Origin of the sequence: Clostridioides sp. GD02377 (assembly GCF_045899875.1) — a bacterium.
GTDB classification, from domain to species: Bacteria; Bacillota; Clostridia; order Peptostreptococcales; family Peptostreptococcaceae; genus Clostridioides; species Clostridioides difficile_A.
Genome location: NZ_JBJODA010000106.1, coordinates 1 through 205 on the forward strand (window position 1 = coordinate 1; position 205 = coordinate 205).

2 tRNA genes are annotated in these 205 nt (G+C 49.8%); both read right to left on the reverse strand.

Annotation, left to right across the window (positions count from 1 at the left end):
• Window position 1 precedes the first annotated feature (1 nt).
• Window positions 2–86: transfer RNA gene (locus tag Q3304_RS21090), tRNA-Tyr, on the reverse strand.
• 14 nt (window positions 87–100) lie between these two features.
• Window positions 101–175 (reverse strand) — tRNA-Thr (locus Q3304_RS21095).
• Window positions 176–205 lie beyond the last annotated feature (30 nt).

Here is a 205-nt window from a genome sequence, read left to right on the forward strand (position 1 = left end):
TTGGTGGAGGATGGTGGATTCGAACCACCGAAGTCGATGACAACAGATTTACAGTCTGCCCCCTTTGGCCGCTCGGGAAATCCTCCGTATTAGTTTTACATGGAGCTGGTGATAGGAATCGAACCTACAACCTGCTGATTACAAGTCAGCTGCTCTACCGTTGAGCCACACCAGCATTTTTTTGTTTTGGCGACCTGGAAGGGGT